The sequence below is a fragment of the Stutzerimonas stutzeri genome, assembly GCF_024448695.1.
Classification (GTDB): domain Bacteria; phylum Pseudomonadota; class Gammaproteobacteria; order Pseudomonadales; family Pseudomonadaceae; genus Stutzerimonas; species Stutzerimonas stutzeri_T.
In genome coordinates this window covers 1-20,904 of sequence record NZ_JAMOHY010000038.1, presented here as the reverse complement: position 1 = coordinate 20,904, position 20,904 = coordinate 1, and the positions used below count along the sequence as shown (strand labels likewise).

Below are 20,904 nucleotides of genomic sequence, written 5' to 3'. Positions count from 1 at the left end.
TTGTAATCGATCAGACGATGCCGGTTGTCGAGAAACAGCACCGCGAACACTTCGTGCTCGAAGCCTGCCAGCTTGGCGCCCAGGTAGTCCTTGACGACGTCAGGCGCGGTGAACGCAGCACCTCGCTGGATCTTGAGATCTATCACCTGGCGGGCTGCCGTCAGGATCTGATCGGCCGTGGCCGGCACGTAGCGTCCTGCCTTGTCCTGAACCAGAAGAGAAGAGACCATCGCGCAAGAGGAAATCGACATGTCGGTGCTCCGGTAGCTCGGGCGGAATTGCCCGGAACCGGTCCGGCACGGTGCAGCGCAAGCAGTCAGGGGGGCGCAGCCGGCGACCGCCGCAAACACGCCACGCGGGTGAAGCCCTTGACGGCGAGAACGCCGTGACAAGGTGAAGGGAAACAGCAAGACCGCCCCACACCCACTCTCAGGCACGAACGGCAAACGGAGTGCGCAGGCGTCAGCCGAACGGAGGGAGGGCACGATGGACGCCCGTAGGGTCGAGATGGCCTGCCGGCTCGATACACGACAGCGCGGCCCGGTGAAGCCGGGAGACGCGCTTTTTCCGGGTTGATAGGTTCAGGCCCGGTGCGCGCCACCGCGAGTGTGCGCCTCAGCGATGGAGCCTCGAACACGTGCTAACCGATCAGGGTCGGAGTGATAGCGGCGCTGCGTCCTTTTCAGTGCGCGTCGGCTAGCGCTTCATACAGACGGGTCAGTTCGTCCATCTTCACAAGCAGCGTTTCGGTGGTGCTAACAATGACCGTGGGTACGAATTGCGAGTTGTTTGCCAGGTTGAAACCGGCCTGGGCAAAGCGCCACTGTGTTGCAACCTGGTCAAGGCGACGGTTGATCTCAGGCGTGTTCTGCGGCGCCTGACGCAGGTACATGAGCCCTTCGTCGAACTCCTTTACTGCGGTGTTGAACGCGCCTTGCAGCTGTGGGCTGGGCAGGTGCCAGGCCATGGCCAGGTACAGCTTGGCAATGCGCTGGCTGAGCATGCGCTGACGGCCGCTGCGATTGACCAGGTTCGCGGTCTGGCTGCCGGTGTACTGTTCGATCAGCCTCACAAGCTTCTCGTTCTGCTCGAGGGCCTGCTCACTGAGTTGCAGCACCTCGACCGCCCGCTCCTTGCTGGGTGGGGTCAACACCACCTCACGGTAACGGTGCCAGGTTTCGTTGGCCCGGGTCAGGGCGGTACCTATCGTAGCGGTGGGTGCGTAGTCTTCCAGAAGCTGACTGTTGGACTCCAGGTCGGCGATGCTCTGGTCGAACTGGACGATTGCAACTTCCGCCCGGGTTTCGGTGCCCAGCATCAGGTAGTTTTTGGCGATGCGCTGGCTCAGCATGCGTTGCATGCCCGCACGATTCACGGCTTCGGCGTCGCTGATTGCAGCGAGGCCTGCCGATGTAAAGCCAAGCAGCCCAAGGGTGAGCGACAGGCTCAGCAGATACCGAATCATCTGAACATCCTTTCGAAGGCATTGCATCCTGACGGGCGTCTGATGCAATGCAAATCCACGAGGGCGAGGCGGCCTGCGAAATCGCGCAAGCCGCTCATCGCATTTCAGTAGCTGTACTGAAGCTGTGCCCAGACCTTCTCGGTATCGACCGAGAAGTCGTCCGCGTCATAGGCGGCATACTTGACAGTGGCGACCAGACCCTTCACCAGCGCGATGGCGCGGCTGTAGGAAATATCCAGTTCCTCGCCGTATTGCTGACTGCCGCGCTCGGCACGGAAGTCGTGGTACCAGGCCTGCAGGGTGCCGCCAAACAGCGGCAGACTCCCGCCGATGTAGACATCCTGTACGCCGTCGACCGGGGTCAGCAGGAACGTATCGGCCCAGCCCTGAAATGCATGCTTGGTCGCCAGGGGCGTCTGGAATGCACGGTTGCCGGGGCCACTGTCGCCACCCAGAACCTCCATCCCGGCCTTGAGCGCCACGCCCTGGAGGGTATAACCCAGCTCGGCCAGGTAGTACTCGCTGCTCAGTTCCAGCGGATTGTCGGCGTAGTCCTTCTGCCGCGCGTATTCAAGGGTGTAGGTGATGCCCTGAGCAGTGCCGTTCAGGCGTACGCCGGTGGTCTTGCTCGAGAGCGAGCCGTAATCTGCCGTCGCGGTACTGGCGAGGTTGTCGAGTCCCAGCAGGTAGCTGTAGGCGGTTACCGTCAGCTCCGGCATGGCCTGGTAGCGCGCGTTGATCAGGTGGCTGTGGCCTTTGATGTTGGCCGGGTTCGTGCGGTTGTCGAAGCGGTTGTCCTCAGGGCCGAAGATGCTGTTGATGTTGTCGATATAGGCGTAGGTAAGGGTCAGCCCGTCGACGGGTTTGAGCTGGCCGAGAATGCCGTCATAGGTCTGCTCGTTCTGCCGCCAGCCGACACCACCGACGAAACGCTGGTTGTCCAGGTTGATCCGCTGGCGACCGACCACTGCGCCGCCCAGGCTGTGGTCATAGCGCAGCAACGCCTGATTGATCTCGCTGCCGTCCGGATCGGGCACTGCCGAGTAGTCGGTCTGACCGTTGCGGGTGTTGTTGTAGGCGGATGTGCCCAAGCGACTGACATTGTCCGCTTCGATCAGTGCCGACAGGCCGTACCAGGTGCCGGTCTGCACGCCGATGCGCGTGCGCAGGGTTTGTGAATTGGCGTGGTTGAGGGCGTTGTCCTGATCGACATGTTCGTAGCGGTAACGCAGATCGAAGATCGGTTTTGCGTCAGTGAACAGGCTGCTGAACGCTTCTTCGGCGCTTGTTGCAGTGCTGACGGCCAGGCCTGCGGCGAGCAGGGCGAGGGCTAGACGGGAGGGGTGAAGGCTGCTCATCGTGGTGCTCCTTGTTGGCTACGGGGCGAAAGATAGGCTGCTTACGATCTTTGCCCTTGATTGCCGTCAAGGTGCTTTAAAACCTGTCTGGAATGGGGTTTCTACAGCATTCTGACCTTGACCGCAGACAAGCCCGGTGCGTTTTCAGGCCGAGCCCGCTGTGCCACGGAACGTTAAAATTGCATCGCGAATGCCATTAGGCTCGGGCCTGATCATGCTCCAGCGACCAGACGGCGGCCTCGACACGCGAGCGCAGGCCGAGCTTGTGCAGCAGGTTTTTCACGTGCACCTTGACCGTGCCTTCGCTGATGGCCAGCTTGCGCGCGATCATCTTGTTGGTCTGGCCTCGGGCGATAAGTCGCAGTACATCCTTCTCGCGCTTGGTCAGGCCCGCCGACGGATGCGCATGGCCGGGCTTGGGGCGTTCGCGAATGGCTTGAGCCAGAACCTGGTTTAACTCCGGGCTCAAGGTCAGCCGGCCCTGAGCGGCCTGGCGAATCTGGCTGATCAGGTCCTCCGGCTCGATGTCCTTGAGCAGGTAGCCGTCCGCCCCTTCACGCAGCGCCGCCAGCACATTGGTATGGTCGTCAGACACGCTGAAGATGACGATGCGTGTTTCGATTCCGCCAGCGCGCATCTGACGGATGGTTTCCAGCCCGTCCATGCCGGGCATGTTCATGTCGAGCAGGATCAGGTCCAGATCCAGTTCGCTGGCCAGCCGAACCGCCTCGGCACCGTTGCCGGCTTCAGCGGCGGGCAACAGATCGTCTTCCATGGAGAGCAGGGCGCGCATGCCGCTGCGCATCATCGGATGATCGTCGACCAGCAGGATGCGAATCTTGTCTTGGTTGTTCACGGGATGTCGGTCTCCGGTTGCAGGGGCGTGCGGCGATAGGCCGGGAGGAAGCTCAGGTGGACACACGTGCCGCCTTCGCTGCGCTTGCCGATGCGCAGGTGACCATGCAGGCTACCGGCGCGCTCAGCAAGGATACTCAGGCCGTAATGGCCGCTGGGGCTGTCGTTGACTTCGATGCCGATACCGTCGTCATCCACGCCGATGTGCACCAGCCCCTGTGTGTCCTGGTACAGACGCAGGTCGCACTGACGAGCCTGGGCGTGCTTGATCACGTTGCTCAGTGCCTCGCGAATGACCTGCAGGCAATGGAGTTCCTCGTTGGGTGTCAACGGGCAATGCTCAAGGGCGTAGTGAAGGCCGATGCTGACCCCCGAGTGGCTGCTGAACTCGAGCACCGTGGCCCGTACCGCAGCTGCCAGGCCAGGGACATCAAGCTTGATGCGAAAGGTCGTGAGCAGTTCGCGCAGTTGCCGGTAGGCCGCGTTGAGGCCGTCCGAAATAGCGCCCAGGGTCACGTCCAGTTCCGCCTGCGGGTGGCCATTGGCGATCTGCTTCTTGTAGCGGCTCAGTTGCAGCTTCTGATAGGAAAGCGCCTGGGCCAGCGAGTCATGAAGCTCGCGGGCGATGACCGCGCGTTCCTCCATCAGCGCCAGGCGCGCCTGATGCTGGGCGAGTTGGCTCAGGCCCAGAGAGGCGGCAAACAGTTCAGCCACCGCGCCGAGCAACTGCTCCTGCCAGGCCTCCAGCGCCACGCCCTGGGGTTGCTCGATACGCAGCGCTCCCAACTCGCGCGTGCCTGAGCGCAGGGCAAAGCTGATCAGTTCGGTGCCGCCTGCCAGCTTGCCATTGCCGGCATGAACCGGGCATTGCGCGCAATCGGGCAGGCGGCAGTACTCTGGGGGATGCCGTTCCGAGGAGATGGCGGTATGGGCGCGGAAGCAGTTTTTCTCCTCGGTGTGATGCAGGCACAGCGATACAGGGCCTGAGCCCAGCGAGCGCTGTACGGGAAGCAGCAGGCTCGCGAGTTGTGGTACGGGATCGGCTGAAGAGCGATACAGGCTGCGGGCGCTGTTGAACAGCAGTTCGAGCGAGTTGTTGCTGCGTTGCAGTTGGGCGGTTTTTTCATCGACCTTGCGCTCCAGATGGTCATAGAGATCGGCCAGCTCATCACTCATCTGGTTGAAGGCGCTGGCCAGCAGCCCCAGTTCGTTACGGGCGTCGTAATAGGCCTTGCTGCGAAAGTCGCCACGACCGATCTGCCGGGCCAGTCGCGTCAGCTCGCGAAGCGGTGTGATCAGATTGCTGTACACCCCCAGCAGCACCACAAATGCCATTAGTACGGTGAACAGCAGCGTGCCTATTTGCAGCCCACGGATGACGGCAAGCTTGTCTTCCGACTTGTTTTGCAGGGCTTTGACGAAGCTGTCGAGTTCAGCCACAAATTTCGGCACCTCGGCACGGAATGCCCGCTTCTGTGGCGGGTAGTTCGTCAACAGCGGCAGCATGGCGTCGTTCCAGCGCGTGATCGCTCTGCTGTAGAGCATGTGCAGCGGGCTGTTGGGGTTGTGGCCGATGGCCCGCTGCAGCGCGTAGGTCTGCAGCGTGTGCTCGAACTCCTCCACGTGTTGGTGCAGGAGGCTGCTTTCATCTTCCAGCGCCAGCAGGGCCAGCCGGTAGGACTGCATGCGCAGGCTGCCGGCCTTGTTCAGTGCCTCGGCATCACCCTGTATGGAATCCGCGAGATACATGCCGCCGAGCATGCTCGCCAGGGTTACCCCGATGACCAGAATAAAGGCCAGGGTCGTGTGCTGAATAATCGAGTGTCGCAAGGGGGATTGCGTGATATCGAACGTGCTCACGGCTGAGTCTCGCCTGACAAAGTCGTGTCACGTTACGCGTAGTTCATCACCCTGCCTATATTAATCGATATACCTCGCACGCGTTAAATTGACGCTTCGGGTATAAAAACTGTATTGGCTTAAACGCTAGATGATTGAATAGGCGAAAGTTATTAAGGCGCATATTAGGTATATCTAAAGAGGTAGGGCGGGTATTTGTGAAGACCCCCGGTCCGCTATTAATGACGGTAATCAAGTTTCAGCGTAGTTACTGCTCGTAGCCTCCGCTCCAGATTGCACTCAATGGAGCGGAGCGGTCATGACGAATATTGCTAAATGGGATGTGGAAGTTGCCGGATTCTGGCAGTCAACCGGCAAACGAATTGCGACCCGTAACCTCTGGATATCCATTCCAAGTCTGCTGCTGGGATTCGCCATATGGCTGATGTGGGGGATCATCACCGTCCAGATGCTCAACCTCGGATTTCCGTTCGAGCCGGCACAGTTGTTCACCCTTACGGCCATTTCCGGCCTGGCCGGGGCGACGTTGCGCATCCCGGCGTCGTTCATGATTCGTATCGCCGGCGGACGCAACACCATCGTCCTGACTACAGCCTTGCTGATGATACCCGCAGTGGGGGCCGGTATTGCCCTGCAGGACGTCACCACGCCGCTGTGGGTCTTTCAATTGTTGGCCTTGCTGTCAGGCATTGGCGGCGGCAACTTCGCCTGTTCGATGAGCAATATCAGTGGTTTCTTTCCCAAGCATCAGCAGGGACTGGCGCTGGGGCTGAACGCGGGTCTGGGCAATTTTGGCGTGACGACCATGCAGATCGTGATCCCGCTGGTTATGACGGCGGGGCTGTTTGGCGTGCTGGCTGGCGATCCGATGGTGCTGGTCAAGGACAGCGGGACACTGATTGGGCGGATACCGGCAGGTTCGGACACCTGGATCCAGAACGCGGGATGGGTATGGATGCTGGCGCTGGTTCCGCTGGCCTTTATCGGCTGGTTCGGCATGAACAACCTGCTGCCAATTTCACCCAATCCGGGCCATACGCTCAGTGCATTCGGCAAGATCATCGGACTCTACGCGGTGGGCTTCCTGACCTCTGTGGTGGGCCTTTATCTCTATCTGCCGCGACCCTTCGGCCTCGGTGTGTTGAACATGTGGCTGGCCATCGCGCTGATCATGCTCAGCACCCTGGGTCTGCTGCGGATGATTCCGGGCAGCATCAAGCCAAGCATCAAACGCCAGTTCGACATCTTCCGTGACAAGCACACCTGGTCCATGAGTGTGCTCTACATACTGACATTCGGCTCCTTCATCGGCTTTTCCATGGCGCTGCCGCTGTCGATTACGGTGATCTTCGGCTACATGAACGAGGCCGCCGCAGACGGCAGCATCACGCGTGTGGTCAATCCCAACGCGCCCAGCGCCCTGACCTATGCCTGGATAGGTCCCTTCATCGGCGCCCTGACACGGCCCTTTGGCGGCTGGATCGCCGACAAGCTTGGCGGGTCAATCGTCACCCAAGTGGTTTCGGTGGTCATGATCGCCGCCTCGGTCGCGCTGGGTTACGTGCTTCAGCAGGCCTATGGATCGAGCGAGCCGGAGACGATGTTCTTCGCCTTCATCATCCTCTTCCTGGTGCTGTTCGCCGCTTCGGGGATCGGTAACGGCTCCACCTTCCGCACCATCGGCGTGATCTACGACCGCGAGCAGGCCGGTCCAGTCCTGGGATGGACCTCGGCCGTGGCGGCGTACGGATCCTTTGTTGCACCGATGGTCATTGGCGGCCAGATCAAGGCCGGAACACCGGAGGTCGCGATGTACGGCTTCGCCGGTTTCTGTGCGCTGTGCCTGGTCCTCAACTGGTGGTTCTACCTGCGCCCCAATGCCTACGTGAAAAACCCCTGAATCATTCAGTCAGTTCAGCGACGCGGAGTGTTACGCCATGAACATCATGATTGCCTATGACGATTCGCCCCATGCGCGCCATGCGCTTGAACGCACCCTGGAAATGTTTTCCCGACTTGAACCAATGATCATCCTGATTGGCGTTGCGGAAGAAAGTCTGGATACCAGCAGTTCCAGCGAAGCCAACTATATCAACGCCAAGAACGAGTTTTCCGCAAGGATAAAAGGGGCGGCAGAGGAAGTTGGAAATCGTGGCCTGAATGTTGAAGTTGTTATCGGTCAGGGTGACGCGAGGAAAGTCATCCTCAAGGCGGTCAATAGTCTGAAACCCGACCTGCTGGTTGTCTCCAGGCATTGTGAAGAGCCGGGTGAGGGATTTATCGCGCACTCGATAGACGCACTGGTCGATGAATTTAATTACATGACCTTTGGCAGTGTCAGTTCCTTTCTGGTCAGGCGCGCACCCTGTCCGGTACTTGTTCAGGCCTGTCCCGTTTCGGCACGGGAGACTACGAAATGAAAGTCTCGGACCTGTTCAAGTACCGCCAGCCCGAAATAAGAGCGCTGCATCTCACCTGGATCGCCTTTTATATCTGCTTCTTCGTGTGGTTCAACATGGCGCCGCTTGCTACCAGCATGCTCAAGAGCGCGAACTGGCTGACCCGCGATGATCTGCGCCTGTTTGCCATCGCCAACGTGGCGCTGACCATTCCCGCGCGGATTCTGGTGGGCATGGCGCTGGACAAATGGGGCCCGCGCCGGGTGTTTTCCGTGCTGATGGTCACGATGGCGGTACCGGCAATCACCTTCGCCATGGGCGACACGCGGGTGCAACTGCTGATCTCGCGACTGGTACTGAGCTCGATCGGCGCCAGCTTCGTGGTCGGCATCCACATGACTGCCATGTGGTTCAAGCCCAGGGATATTGGATTTGCCGAAGGCTTCTATGCCGGCTGGGGCAATTTCGGTTCGGCTGCAGCCGCCATGAGCCTGCCGGCCATCGCCCTGCATGCATTCGGTGGAGACGATGGCTGGCGCTACGCGATCGCGACGACGGCCTTGTTGATGGCAGCCTACGGGGTGTTCTACTGGTTTGCCATTACCGATGGCCCAGCCGGCACCGTGCAGCACAAGCCTCGCAAGGTCGCGGCCATGGAAGTCAGCAGCTGGGGCGATATGGTCAAGCTGATCATCTGGACCATTCCCATGGTCGGCATTCTCTCTGTGCTGGTTTGGCGTATTGAGAACATGGGCTACCTGGGCGCCGGCTGGGCCTGGACGTGTCACGGCGTCATTGTGCTGGTGGTGCTCTACCAGATCTCGCAGATCCTGCGGGTCAACGTGCCGATTCTGCGCAAGGGGGTACCGGAGGACGACAAGTACCCGTTCAATTCCGTCGCGGCACTGAACTCCACCTATTTCGCCAACTTCGGGGCGGAACTGGCGGTCGTGTCGATGCTGCCTATGTTCTTCGAACTGACCTGGGGACTGACGCCCACGACGGCTGGCATCATCGCCGCATCCTTTGCCTTCGTGAATCTGCTGGCGCGGCCCATCGGCGGCCTGGTCTCCGACCGCTTCGGCAACCGCCGGTTCGTGATGCTGGCCTACATGCTCGGTATCGCCCTGGGCTTTCTGCTGATGGGGCTGATGGGTTCCAGCTGGCCATTGTTCATTGCCGTGGTGATCACCATTTTCTGCTCGGTGTTCGTACAGGGCGCGGAGGGCGCCACCTTCGGCATCATTCCCTCGATCAAGCGCCGTATTACCGGGCAGATCTCGGGCATGGCCGGCGCCTACGGCAACGTCGGTGCGGTGTTCTACCTGACCCTCTACACCTTCGTCACGCCCTCGCAGTTCTTCCTGATCATCGCCGCCGGGGCATTGCTCAGTTTCGTCATCTGCTTTTTCTGGCTCAAGGAGCCCGAAAGCGCCTTCGCCGAAGAGTACTTCGTGTCGTCCGTCGACCTGGCACTCGCCGAACAGGCCACCGTCACCAAGTAGCCAATCAAGGCCGGCGCCGCTCGCGTATCGGCCATGCCTGATGTGTAACGCAGACGCCCTCGTTGGCGTTGGCAAAGGAGAGAAAGATGAGCCACCTGCTCGACCAGCTGCGTTTTTTCAATCGCAAGCAAGGAGAATTCGCCAACGGTCATGGCGAAACCCGCATCGAATCCCGCGACTGGGAGAACGTCTACCGCTCGCGCTGGCAGTACGACAAGATCGTGCGCTCCACCCACGGGGTGAACTGCACCGGGTCGTGCTCCTGGAAGATCTACGTGAAGAACGGCCTGATCACCTGGGAAACCCAGCAGACCGACTACCCGCGTACCCGCAACGACCTGCCCAACCATGAGCCGCGCGGCTGCCCGCGTGGTGCCAGCTACAGCTGGTACATCTACAGCGCCAACCGCCTGAAGTACCCCAAGGTGCGCAAGCCGCTGCTCAAGCTGTGGCGTGACGCGCGGCGTAACATGAGCCCGGTGGACGCCTGGGCCAGCATCGTCGAGGACAAGGCCAAGGCCGAGTCCTACAAGAGCAAGCGCGGCATGGGGGGCTTCATCCGCTCCAGCTGGGAAGAAGTCAACGAGATCATCGCTGCAGCCAACGTTTACACCGTCAAGCAGTACGGCCCGGACCGCGTCATCGGCTTCTCGCCAATCCCGGCCATGTCGATGGTTTCCTACGCGGCCGGTAGCCGCTACCTGTCGCTGATCGGCGGTGTGTGCCTGTCGTTCTACGACTGGTACTGTGACCTTCCTCCGGCCTCTCCACAAGTGTGGGGCGAGCAGACCGACGTGCCGGAATCGGCTGACTGGTACAACTCCAACTACATCATTGCCTGGGGCTCCAACGTCCCGCAGACCCGTACCCCGGACGCGCACTTCTTCACCGAAGTTCGCTACAAGGGCACCAAGACGGTCGCCATCACCCCGGACTACGCCGAAGTCGCCAAGCTCACCGACCTCTGGCTCAACCCGAAGCAGGGCACCGACGCCGCGCTGGCCCAGGCGTTCGCCCACGTCATTTTCAAGGAATTCCACCTCGAAAAGCCGAGCGAGTACTTTCGCGACTACGCCAGGCGCTTCACCGATCTGCCGGTGCTGGTGCGCCTGAATGAAAAGGACGGCAGCTGCATCGCCGACCGCTTCCTGCGCGCGTCCGATCTGGCCGACAACCTCGGCCAGGAAAACAACCCCGAGTGGAAGACCATCGCTGTCGACGGCAGCACCGGAGAGCTGGTTTCGCCGCTGGGTTCGATCGGTTACCGCTGGGGCGAGAAGGGCAAGTGGAACATCGAAGCCCGCGAAGGCAAGGACGGCCGTGACGTCGACCTGAGCCTGACCCAGATCGACGGTGGCGAGACGGCCGAGGTGGCGTTCCCGTACTTCGGCGGCATCCTCCACGAGCACTTCCAGCACGCCGAAGGCGAGAGCATCCAGCTGCGCCGCGTGCCGGTCCGTAGCATCACCCTGGCTGACGGCAGTACCGTCAAGGTCGCCACCGTGTTCGACCTGATGGCCGCCAACCTCGGCATCAACCGCGGCCTGGGCGGTAGCAACGTCGCCTCCAGCTACGACGACGCCAGCGTTCCCGGCACACCCGCCTGGCAGGAGAAAATCACCGGTGTGGCGCGTGAGAAGGCCATCCAGATCGCCCGCGAATTCGCCGACAACGCCGACAAGACCCGTGGCCGCAGCATGATCATCGTCGGTGCGGCGATGAACCATTGGTACCACATGGACATGAACTACCGTGGCCTGATCAACATGCTCATGTTGTGTGGCTGCGTCGGCCAGAGTGGTGGCGGCTGGGCTCACTACGTCGGCCAGGAGAAGCTGCGCCCGCAGTGTGGCTGGCTGCCGCTGGCCTTCGGTCTCGACTGGCACCGTCCGCCACGCCAGATGAACGGCACCAGCTTCTTCTACAACCACAGCTCACAGTGGCGCCACGAGAAGATGAGCATCCACGAGGTGCTTTCGCCCCTGGCGGACAAGTCAAAGTTCCCTGAGCACATGCTCGACTACAACATACGCGCCGAACGCGCAGGCTGGCTGCCAAGCGCACCGCAGCTCAATCGCAACCCGCTGCAGATCTGCCGCGACGCCGAAGCTGCCGGACTGTCGCCGGTGGACTACGTCACCCGCTCGCTGCAGGACGGCAGCCTGCGCTTCGCCTGCGAACAGCCGGACAGCCCGGAGAACTTCCCGCGCAACCTGTTCATCTGGCGTTCCAACCTGCTGGGCAGCTCGGGCAAGGGCCACGAGTACATGCTCAAGTACCTGCTGGGCACCCGTAACGGCGTGATGAACGAGGACCTCGGCAAGCGTGACGGCTTCAAGCCGACCGAGGCCGAGTGGGTCGACGAAGGTGCCATCGGCAAGCTGGACCTGGTCACCACCCTCGACTTCCGCATGTCCTCCACCTGCGTGTACTCGGACATCGTCCTGCCGACCGCCACCTGGTACGAGAAGGACGACATGAACACTTCGGACATGCACCCCTTCATCCACCCGCTGTCGGCGGCCATCGACCCGGCCTGGGAAGCGCGTTCGGACTGGGAGATCTACAAGGGCATCGCCAAGGCCTTCTCGAAGATGGCCGAGGGACAGCTAGGCGTGGAGAAGGACGTGGTCACCGTGCCGCTGCTGCACGACAGCCCCGGCGAACTGGCGCAGCCCTTCGGCGGCAGCGACTGGAAGACGGCGGGTGAGGCGCCGCTGCCGGGCAAGAATTGCCCGAACATGACCGTGGTCGAGCGCGACTATCCCAACACCTACAAGAAGTTCACCTCCCTCGGCCCGCTGCTCGACAAGCTTGGCAACGGCGGCAAGGGCATCAACTGGAACACCGACGACGAGGTCGATTTCCTCGGCGAGCTCAACTATGTGGTGCGCGAGGAGGGTGTCAGCCTGGGGCGGCCAAAGATCGAGACGGCCATCGATGCCGCCGAGGTGATCCTCACCCTGGCGCCGGAAACCAACGGCCACGTCGCCGTCAAGGCCTGGGCTGCGCTGTCGCAGTTCACCGGTCGTGACCACGCTCACCTGGCGCTGCCCAAGGCGCATGAGGCGATCCGCTTCCGCGATATCCAGGCGCAGCCGCGCAAGATCATCTCCAGCCCGACCTGGTCGGGTCTCGAAGACGAGCACGTCAGCTATAACGCCGGTTACACCAACGTCCACGAGTACATTCCGTGGCGTACCCTCACGGGTCGCCAGCAGTTCTACCAGGATCATCCCTGGATGCAGGCCTTTGGCGAGCAGTTGATGAGTTACCGACCGCCAATCAACACCCGCTCCACCGGCTACGTGGCCGGCAAGATGAGCAACGGCAACCCGGAAATTTGCCTGAACTGGATCACGCCTCATCAGAAGTGGGGCATCCACAGCACCTACACCGACAACCTGATCATGCTCACCCTGAGCCGTGGCGGGCCGATCGTCTGGATGTCGGAAGTTGATGCGAAGAAGGTCGGCATCGAGGACAACGACTGGATCGAGTGCTTCAACGCAAACGGCGCATTGACCGCCCGCGCGGTGGTCAGTCAGCGCGTGATGGAAGGCATGGTGATGATGTACCACGCCCAGGAACGCATCGTGAACGTGCCCGGCAGCGAAACCACCAAAACCCGTGGCGGCCACCACAACTCGGTGACCCGCGTGGTGCTCAAACCCACCCACATGATTGGCGGCTACGCGCAGCTGGCCTACGGCTTCAACTACTACGGCACGGTGGGCTGCAACCGCGACGAGTTCGTCGTGGTGCGCAAGATGAACAAGGTCGACTGGCTCGACGGGCCGAATGGCAACGACCTGCCGCAACCCCTGCCGCAAGATATCCGAGGAACACGGCCATGAAAATTCGTTCGCAAGTCGGCATGGTCCTGAATTTGGACAAGTGCATCGGCTGCCATACCTGCTCCATCACCTGCAAGAACGTCTGGACCAGCCGCGAAGGCATGGAATACGCCTGGTTCAACAATGTCGAGACCAAGCCCGGCATCGGCTACCCCAAGGAGTGGGAGAACCAGGACAAGTGGAAGGGCGGCTGGGTGCGCAACGCCGACGGTTCGATCAACCCGCGCATCGGCGGCAAGTTCCGCGTGCTGGCGAACATCTTCGCCAACCCCGACCTGCCAAGCATCGACGACTATTACGAGCCGTTCGACTTCGACTATCAGCACCTGCACACCGCGCCGCTGGGCACGCATCAGCCGGTGGCGCGCCCGCGTTCGCTGATCTCCGGGCAGCGCATGGAGAAGATCGAGTGGGGGCCGAACTGGGAGGAAATTCTCGGCACCGAGTTTGCCAAGCGGCGCAAGGACAAGAACTTCGACAAGATCCAGGCCGACATATACGGCCAGTACGAAAACACCTTCATGATGTACCTGCCGCGCCTGTGCGAGCACTGCCTCAATCCGGCGTGTGCTGCGTCCTGCCCGAGCGGCGCGATCTACAAGCGCGAGGAGGACGGCATTGTCCTGATCGACCAGGAAAAATGCCGTGGCTGGCGCATGTGCATCAGCGGTTGCCCGTACAAGAAGATCTACTTCAACTGGAAGAGCGGTAAATCCGAGAAGTGCATCTTCTGCTTCCCACGGATCGAGGCCGGCATGCCCACCGTCTGTGCGGAAACCTGCGTGGGACGTATCCGCTATCTCGGCGTGCTGCTCTACGACGCCGATCGCATCGCCGAGGTGGCCAGCACGCCGAACGAGCAGGACCTCTACGAAAAACAGCTGGAGATGTTCCTCGACCCCTTCGATCCGAAGGTCATCGAGCAGGCGCTGAATGATGGCGTGCCGATGTCGGTGATCGAGGCCGCGCAGAAATCCCCCGTCTACAAGATGGCGGTGGACTGGAAGCTGGCGCTGCCGCTGCACCCGGAGTACCGCACCCTGCCGATGGTCTGGTACGTGCCGCCGCTGTCGCCGATCCAGAACGCCGCCCAGGCCGGACAGATCGGCATGGATGGCGTGCTGCCGGACGTCGACAGCCTGCGCATCCCGCTGCGCTACCTGGCCAACCTGCTCACCGCTGGCGACGAGAAACCGGTCAGGCATGCGCTCAAGCGCCTGCTGGCGATGCGCGCCTACAAGCGCGCCGAGCAGGTCGAGGGCATCAAGGACATGGCGATCCTGGAAAGCGTCGGGCTGAGCCTGGAGCAGGTCGAGGACATGTACCGCTACCTGGCCATCGCCAACTACGAAGACCGCTACGTGATCCCCAGCGCGCACCGCGAGGAGGCCATGAGCGATGCCTTCGCCGAACGCTCCGGTTGCGGCTTCAGTTTCGGCAGCGGCTGCTCCGGGGCTTCGGACACCAACATGTTCGGTGCGAAGAAGGCCAACCGCCGCGACATCATCCAGACCGTGCAGTTGTGGGAGGACTGAACATGCAGATCCTGAAAGTGATTTCCCTCTTGCTCGACTACCCGGACGAGTGTTTGCGCGAGGCGCATGCCGAACTGGCCGGGGCCATTGATGCGGCTCGCGAGATCAGTCCGCAGTTGCGCACTGCACTGCGGGTACTCATCGACGAATTGAGCAGTGGCGATCTGATGGACGCGCAGGAGCGCTACACCGACCTGTTCGACAAGGGCCGCGCGCTGTCGCTGCTGCTGTTCGAGCACGTGCATGGCGAGTCGCGTGATCGCGGCCAGGCGATGGTGGACCTGATGGCCCAGTACGAGGCTGCCGGATTCGCCATCGGCGTGCGCGAACTGCCGGACTATATCCCGCTGTACCTCGAATACCTCGCGACCTGCGAGGATCTTGAAGCGCGTGAAGGCCTGGCCAATGTGGTGCATTTGCTGGCGCTGCTGTCGGCACGCCTGGACGAGCGCGGCAGCCCGTACGCGGCCTGTTTTTACGCGTTGCTGCAGATTGCCGGTGAGCCGGTGCAGGAAACGCTGGCCAGTCTGCGCGAGCAGGTCGCCGCAGAGGAGCGTGACGATTCACTGGAGGCACTGGACCGGGTCTGGGAGGAGGAGCAGGTCAACTTTTTCCAGACCGAGTCGCAGGATCGCTGCCCATCACTGCCGAGTGGGCCGGCCAAGGTCCGCGAGGAAAGCGCGGTGCCATTGCACTGGACCGATTTCAAACAAGACGGGCAGGCCGCCGCACTGGCCCAGGAGGTGCGCTGATGTCCAATTTCAATTTCCTGCTGTTCGGGGTCTATCCCTACATCGCCCTGGCGGTCTGCCTGATCGGTAGCTGGGCGCGTTTCGATCTGTCGCAGTACAGCTGGAAGGCTGGTTCCAGCCAGATGCTGCAACCCAGGGGGATGCGGCTGGCGAGCAACCTGTTCCACATCGGGATCATCTTTGTTCTGTGTGGCCACTTCGTCGGTCTGCTGATGCCCGAAGCCCTCTATCACCACTTCATCAGCAGTGCCAACAAGCAGTTGCTGGCCATGGTCTCCGGCGGCTTCTTCGGCGTGCTCTGCCTGATCGGCCTGGTGATGCTGATCCAGCGCCGGCTGAGCGATCCGCGTGTGCGCGCCAACTCCAGCCGCAGCGACGTGATGATTCTCCTGGTGCTGCTGGCCCAGCTGGTGCTTGGTCTGCTGACCATCATTGCCTCCACCGGCCACATGGACGGTTCGGTGATGGTGCTGCTGGGCAACTGGGCGCAGGGCGTCGTCACCCTGCAACCGGTGGCGGCCGCCGAGGCCATCGCCTCGGTGTCGCTGATCTACAAGCTGCACGTGCTGCTCGGCGTCACCCTGTTCGTGCTGTTCCCCTTCACCCGCCTGGTGCACATCGTCAGCGCGCCGGTGTGGTACCTGGGGCGGCGCTATCAGATCGTCCGGCAAAAAGGTGTCAAGCCGGCGGTGTCGCGTCGACCGCATCCGCGCGGCTACGAAGCACCGACGCAGGCCTCCAAGCCGAGCGCGGTGCCCGGTTACGCCGCGACAGACAGCAAGAGCCCGGTGTGAGCCGTTGGCGACTGGCGCCTCGTGCGTCAGCTGCCACGGTTGATTCGCGCCAATGTGCAAACACTTTAATGAGGTAATCGTCATGGCTTGTGGATGCGGTGGAAGCACGGGTGGCGGCTGCAGTGGCGGCGAACGCCTGGACGTCGATGTGCCGGTCGATGCCACGCTGTTCGAGGAACTGCCCCCTGAAGGGCGGCCGGAGACCGGCGAGGCATTACTGATCGCCAGCAGCGAACAGGAATGGCCACGCGTGCGGGTCAATGGCGTGGAGATCGTGCCACAGGCCATCGCCCAGGAACTGCAGTATCACCCTGCGGCAAGCCGCGACGAGGCTGTCTATCGGGCGGTTCAGGCACTGGTGCTGCGCGAATTGTTGCAGCAGCGTATCGGCGAACTGGGATTAGTAGTGCGGACTGGAGCGGGTGAGAGCGAGGAAGAGGCGGCCACCCGTGTGCTGATCGAGCGGGAGGTGCCACTGCCGCTGGCTGATGAAAGCGCGTGCCGCACCTATTACGAGGGCAATGCCCAGCGCTTCTTCAGCGCACCGCTGCTCGCCGTGCGGCACATCCTGCTGGCCAGTCCGGCGGATGACCCCGAGACCCGTAGCCTTTCGCGGGAGCAGGCGCTGGAGCTGCTTGGGCAGCTGGAGCAGGTACCGCAGCGTTTCGCCGAACTGGCGGCGCAACATTCCGCCTGTCCGTCAAAGGCCCAGGGCGGCGCGCTCGGTCAGATCAGCAAGGGCCAGACCGTGCCTGAGTTCGAGCGCCAGCTGTTCCGCCTGCCGCAGGGCCTGTGCGGCCAGCCGCTGGAGAGCCGCTACGGCTTCCACCTGGTGTTCGTCGACCAGCGCATCGAGGGCCAGCAACTGCCCTATGACGCGGTGGCCGGCTCGATCCGCGCCGAACTCAACCAGCGCGTCTGGCAGATTGGCGTCAGCCAGTACCTGCAGAACCTGGTTGGCGCGGCAAGCATCGAAGGCATCCATCTTCAGGGTACGGAAACGCCGTTGATGCAATAAGGGCAGCCTGGTTCTACGCAGGGTGGATGACGTTCAACCCATCCACCGAGCGGGGCGATGGTGGATGAAAAAAGCGTCATCCGCCCTATGAAGCTTCAGAGGTCTTATCGATGACTCAACTACGCGATGCCCACGGTCGCCAGATCGACTACCTACGCATGTCCGTGACCGACCGTTGCGATTTCCGCTGCGTGTACTGCATGGCCGCGGATATGACCTTTCTGCCGCGCCAGCAGGTGTTGGGGTTGGAAGAGCTGGAGCGTATCGCGCGAATCTTCGTCGACCTGGGCGTAAAAAAGATTCGCCTCACGGGCGGCGAGCCGTTGGTGCGCCAGGGCATCGTCGGCCTCTGCGAGCGCATCGCCGCGCTGCCGGGGCTGCGTGAGCTGGTGATGACCACCAATGGCTCGCAACTAACCAGGCTAGCCGAGCCGCTGGCACGCGCCGGGGTCAAGCGGCTGAACATCAGCCTCGATAGCCTGGATGCCGCCAAATTCCACGCCATTACCCGCACCGGTCAGTTGCAACAGGTGCTCGACGGCATCGATGCCGCACGTGACGCCGGCTTCGAGCGGATCAAGCTCAATGCCGTGGTGATGAAGGGACGCAACGCCGGGGAGGTCGCTGACCTGGTGGATTTCGCCATCGCCGGCGGACTGGATATCAGCTTTATCGAGGAAATGCCGCTGGGGGAAGTGGGGCGCTCGCGCACGGAGGCCTTCTGTTCGAGCCAGGAAGTGCGTGAGCTGATCGCCCAGCACCATGCGCTGATCGATTCTGCCGAACACAGCGGCGGCCCGGCGCGCTACGTGCGCCTGACCGAGTATCCACGGACGCGCATCGGCTTTATCTCGCCGCATTCGCACAACTTCTGCGCCACCTGCAACCGCGTGCGCCTGACTGCCGAAGGACGCCTGCTGCTGTGTCTGGGGCACGAACATTCCGTTGACCTGCGCGCGTTGCTGCGTCGCCATCCGACCCGCGATAAGCCGCTGATCGATGCCATTCATGCCGGGTTGCAACGCAAGCCGCTGCGCCATGAGTTCACCCGTGCCGGTGAGGTTCAGGTGCTGCGTTTCATGAATGCCAGCGGCGGTTGAGAGGTAAAAGTCGCCTCTGTGACTTTTTGCCGCAAATGGCTTAACGCCCTGCGTGGGCTGCAATGTCGCGCTATGGCCCTGTGACTACCTCGAAAGAGGGAGTGAGCTCAGGCGGAGCCACAGGCACGCTGTAGACCGATGGTTCCTCATTGGAGCACTTTTCATGGCACATCTTAATACCCTCCGGTTCCAGCCTCTGGGCGTTGCCGTCCTGACTGTCAGCGATACCAGAACGCCAGACACCGACACCTCGGGCGATACTCTGGTGAATGCACTGCAAGCGGCAGGGCACCGGCTCGTTGAGCGGGGGCTGATCATCGACGATATCTGGCAGATTCGCGCCAGGCTTGCCGTCTGGATTGCCGACCCGCAGGTGCAGGTAGTACTAGTCAGTGGCGGTACGGGCTTCACCGCGCGGGATAACACGCCGCAGGCGGTGGCACCGCTGCTGGATAGGCTGGTCGACGGTTTCGGCGAGCTGTTCCGCCAGGTTTCAGTGGCCGAGATCGGTACGTCGGCGCTGCAGTCGCGTGCCCTGGCCGGTGTCAGCAATGGCACGCTGGTGTGCTGTCTGCCAGGTTCGCCAAATGCCTGCCGTACGGCCTGGGAACGGATTCTCGGCGAACAGCTCGACAGCCGTACCGGGCCATGCAATTTCGTGGCTCATTTGCAGGCATCGGTGAACGGCGTGTCCGGCAACGGCTGTGGGTCACGCTCATGAACCGCTGTACCTGCACCGGTGACAATCTGCGCCCGGTGGACGAAGCCATTGAACAATTGCTCAAGCGTGCACCGTCGTTACCGGCTGTCGAGCAGGTAGCACTCCCGGATGCGCTGGGTCGAGTGCTGGCCGAACCACTGGTTGCCGCATTTGACGTGCCGGCCTGGGACAACAGCGCGATGGATGGTTTTGCCCTGCGCGCCGCCGATCTACCTGCTGCGGGCGGTACGCTGCCGCTCGCCGGGCGTATCGCCGCCGGTGATTGGGTCGATGATCCTTTGCCGACTGGACATGCCGTGCGCATCTTCACCGGAGCACGACTGCCCTCCGGTGCCGATACGGTCGTGCCGCAGGAGTTGTGCCAACCGTGTGGTGAGGGTGTCCGGCTACCCCCGGTCAGGTCAGGCGATCACGTGCGCCGCCAGGGCGAGGAGCTAAAGGCCGGTACTGGGGTGCTGGAAGCAGGGAGACGTCTACGACCGCAGGAGTTGGGCCTGTTGGCGAGCTTCGGCGTCGCCCGCGTTGGGGTCTATCGACGACTGCGCGTTGGGCTCTTGTCCAGCGGCAACGAGCTGCGCGAGCCCGGTGAGTCCCTGGCGCCCGGCCAGATTTACAACGCCAACCGCTACTGCCTGCTTGGCGTGCTGCGTAGCCTCGGGCTGGAGGTGCACGATTATCCAATCCTGATTGATGAGCTGGCAGCGAGCCGTGATGCTCTGACGCTCGCCGCGTCCGAGTGGGATGTGCTCATCACCTCCGGTGGTGTATCAGTCGGCGAGGAAGACTATCTGAAACAGGCCATTCGTGAGCTGGGTGAGCTGCATCTCTGGCGTTTGGCGATTCAGCCGGGCAAGCCGTTGGCCTTTGGCGAAGTGGGTGGCAAGCCCTGGATCGGCCTGCCGGGCAACCCGGCGGCGGCGCTGATCACCGCACTGGTGGTGGCACGGCCTTTCCTGTTGCGTGCCCAAGGGCGCACGGAGGTGCTGGCCAAACCGTTGCGTCTGCGAGCGGGCTTCGCCTGGCGCAAGCGCAACAGCCGCCGCCAGTATCTTAGAGCTCGGCTGGAGCAGGTTGACGGTGAAATGCACGTCTCACTTCACCCGGGCCAGGGGTCTGCCATGCTGGCGTCGGCGAGCTGGGCGGAGGGTCTGGCAGTCGTCGAGCGAAATCACACGCTGGAGATCGGGGGTTGGGTTGAGTACCTGCCGTTCAGCGAGTTGCTGGTCTGAACCACCGAGCTGCACCCGTGTTGATGCGGGCCTAAGCCCCTCTGGCCTATCACAGCCCGAGCTCGGCGAATGAACTTCGCACGCTGACCCATCACATGTGGTTCAGCGTGCGACCATCAACCGGCTTCTGTGCCTCCTTGAGCGTTCAACGCTCAGGCACGAACGGCAAACGGAGTGCGCAGGCGTCAGCCGACCAGAGGGAGGGCACGATGGACGCGCGCAGGGGCAAGATGGCCTGCCGGCTCGATACACGACAGCGCGGCCCGGTGAAGCCGGGATACGCTTATCGCGGCTTAACAAGAACAGGTCTCGCGTCAAAACCGTCGCCCTGCGAGCGCAGCGGCTGTTCAGGTGCCTGGCTTGCGCCATCTGTGGCCGTAGCGATCGGACTCAAGCCTCATTCACCATGATCACTTCGCATTAGCCGTCCGGCTGCCATGCGAGCACAGCCGCTTG

The 20,904-nt window shown here is 62.1% G+C and carries 16 protein-coding genes; 11 read left to right on the top strand and 5 right to left on the bottom strand.

Features of this window, described 5'->3' with window-relative positions:
* From NAV32_RS16950 to NAV32_RS16930, 5 genes are all read right to left on the bottom strand, one after another.
* Positions 1-251 (bottom strand): JAB domain-containing protein (locus NAV32_RS16950; protein WP_336604874.1); only part of this gene is annotated, 251 nt, incomplete at its 3' end.
* A 431-nt stretch (positions 252-682) separates the two neighbouring features.
* On the bottom strand, positions 683-1,465 hold the full coding sequence (locus NAV32_RS16945; protein ID WP_256053956.1) for a type IV pili methyl-accepting chemotaxis transducer N-terminal domain-containing protein: 783 nt from the start codon (positions 1,463-1,465) through the stop codon (positions 683-685).
* A gap of 104 nt (positions 1,466-1,569) precedes the next feature.
* Positions 1,570-2,823, bottom strand: a complete 1,254-nt coding sequence (locus tag NAV32_RS16940; RefSeq protein ID WP_256053955.1) for an alginate export family protein — start codon at positions 2,821-2,823, stop codon at positions 1,570-1,572.
* A gap of 196 nt (positions 2,824-3,019) precedes the next feature.
* A complete protein-coding gene (gene narL / locus NAV32_RS16935; RefSeq protein ID WP_256053957.1) occupies positions 3,020-3,631 on the bottom strand; it encodes a two-component system response regulator NarL in 612 nt (203 codons plus the stop codon).
* 44 nt (positions 3,632-3,675) lie between these two features.
* On the bottom strand, positions 3,676-5,538 hold the full coding sequence (locus tag NAV32_RS16930) for a histidine kinase (RefSeq protein WP_256053954.1): 1,863 nt from the start codon (positions 5,536-5,538) through the stop codon (positions 3,676-3,678).
* A gap of 298 nt (positions 5,539-5,836) precedes the next feature.
* Here NAV32_RS16930 and NAV32_RS16925 point away from each other — a divergent pair, with 298 nt between their 5' ends.
* From NAV32_RS16925 to glp, 11 genes are all read left to right on the top strand, one after another.
* Positions 5,837-7,438 carry an antiporter gene (locus NAV32_RS16925; protein WP_256053953.1) on the top strand — a complete coding sequence of 534 codons (1,602 nt, stop codon included), beginning with the start codon at positions 5,837-5,839 and terminating at the stop codon, positions 7,436-7,438.
* Positions 7,439-7,475: 37 nt separating this feature from the next.
* Positions 7,476-7,958 carry a universal stress protein gene (locus NAV32_RS16920; RefSeq protein WP_256053952.1) on the top strand — a complete coding sequence of 161 codons (483 nt, stop codon included), beginning with the start codon at positions 7,476-7,478 and terminating at the stop codon, positions 7,956-7,958.
* On the top strand, positions 7,955-9,442 hold the full coding sequence (locus NAV32_RS16915) for an MFS transporter (RefSeq protein WP_256053951.1): 1,488 nt from the start codon (positions 7,955-7,957) through the stop codon (positions 9,440-9,442). The genes NAV32_RS16920 and NAV32_RS16915 overlap by 4 nt, the downstream gene beginning before the upstream one ends.
* A gap of 86 nt (positions 9,443-9,528) precedes the next feature.
* The gene (locus NAV32_RS16910) at positions 9,529-13,299 is read left to right on the top strand and encodes a nitrate reductase subunit alpha (protein WP_256053950.1); all 3,771 of its coding nucleotides are present in this window, start codon (positions 9,529-9,531) and stop codon (positions 13,297-13,299) included.
* Positions 13,296-14,834: a nitrate reductase subunit beta gene (gene narH, locus NAV32_RS16905; protein ID WP_256053949.1), complete on the top strand. Its 1,539-nt coding sequence runs from the start codon at positions 13,296-13,298 to the stop codon at positions 14,832-14,834. The genes NAV32_RS16910 and narH overlap by 4 nt, the downstream gene beginning before the upstream one ends.
* A 2-nt stretch (positions 14,835-14,836) precedes the next feature.
* Positions 14,837-15,586 (top strand): nitrate reductase molybdenum cofactor assembly chaperone, encoded by a 750-nt coding sequence (gene narJ / locus NAV32_RS16900; RefSeq protein ID WP_256053948.1) that lies wholly within the window; start codon positions 14,837-14,839, stop codon positions 15,584-15,586.
* Positions 15,586-16,380 (top strand): respiratory nitrate reductase subunit gamma, encoded by a 795-nt coding sequence (narI, locus tag NAV32_RS16895; protein ID WP_256053947.1) that lies wholly within the window; start codon positions 15,586-15,588, stop codon positions 16,378-16,380. The genes narJ and narI overlap by 1 nt, the downstream gene beginning before the upstream one ends.
* Positions 16,381-16,462: 82 nt before the next feature.
* Positions 16,463-17,398: a peptidylprolyl isomerase gene (locus tag NAV32_RS16890; RefSeq protein WP_256053946.1), complete on the top strand. Its 936-nt coding sequence runs from the start codon at positions 16,463-16,465 to the stop codon at positions 17,396-17,398.
* Positions 17,399-17,508: 110 nt separating this feature from the next.
* Entirely contained in the window at positions 17,509-18,498 is a 990-nt protein-coding gene (gene moaA, locus NAV32_RS16885; RefSeq protein WP_256053945.1) for a GTP 3',8-cyclase MoaA, read from the top strand.
* A gap of 163 nt (positions 18,499-18,661) precedes the next feature.
* A complete protein-coding gene (moaB, locus tag NAV32_RS16880) occupies positions 18,662-19,219 on the top strand; it encodes a molybdenum cofactor biosynthesis protein B (protein WP_256053944.1) in 558 nt (185 codons plus the stop codon).
* A complete protein-coding gene (gene glp / locus NAV32_RS16875; RefSeq protein WP_256053943.1) occupies positions 19,216-20,448 on the top strand; it encodes a gephyrin-like molybdotransferase Glp in 1,233 nt (410 codons plus the stop codon). The genes moaB and glp overlap by 4 nt, the downstream gene beginning before the upstream one ends.
* The last annotated feature ends 456 nt before the right edge of the window (positions 20,449-20,904 follow it).